Below are 513 nucleotides of genomic sequence, written 5' to 3' on the forward strand. Positions count from 1 at the left end.
GCCGGGCGTTTTGCCGGCGCAATTCCGCCCTCCGTTCCGGGGTAAGCGACATCATCATCTCGTAAAAGCCGTTGATCGGCGGGTTGTCCTCCCAGTTCAGGGAGGCATACAAGTCTTCGGGATCACGCTCCGGTGGCGTCGTTTTCGGCATTTCGCTCTTCTGTTCCTCCGGAGAGGAGGCCGGGGCGAATAACGAGGGTTGCCGGGGCGTCTTCCGCTTTGCTCCCCGGCGGCTGTTCCTTTTCTTGGATATACCGAGTTCTGCCTGCCGCCGCTCCTCGGCGCTGAAGCCGAACAGATCGTAGAGCGTCAGCAACGGTTCCTGCTGCACGTTTACCGGTTCGGCAGCTTGGGTGGCAGGTACGGGAGCCGCCGTTTCCACCGTGTCGAAAAGCGACCCGGCGAAGCCCTCCTGCGGTTTCGGTTCCGTTGTTCCGCCCACGTGCTGCACGGGAGTATCTGCCATGCCGAAATCTTCGGGTTTCGGCGGGTGCTGCTCCCACAAGCGATTCT

The 513-nt window shown here is 61.8% G+C and carries 1 protein-coding gene; it reads right to left on the minus strand.

From position 1 onward, the window contains the following. Positions 1-513, minus strand: a 513-nt coding sequence (locus ROSEINA2194_RS07970) for a hypothetical protein (protein ID WP_007885412.1), incomplete at both ends; no start/stop codon positions are given.

It is taken from the genome of Roseburia inulinivorans DSM 16841 (genome assembly GCF_000174195.1).
GTDB classification, from domain to species: domain Bacteria; phylum Bacillota; class Clostridia; order Lachnospirales; family Lachnospiraceae; genus Roseburia; species Roseburia inulinivorans.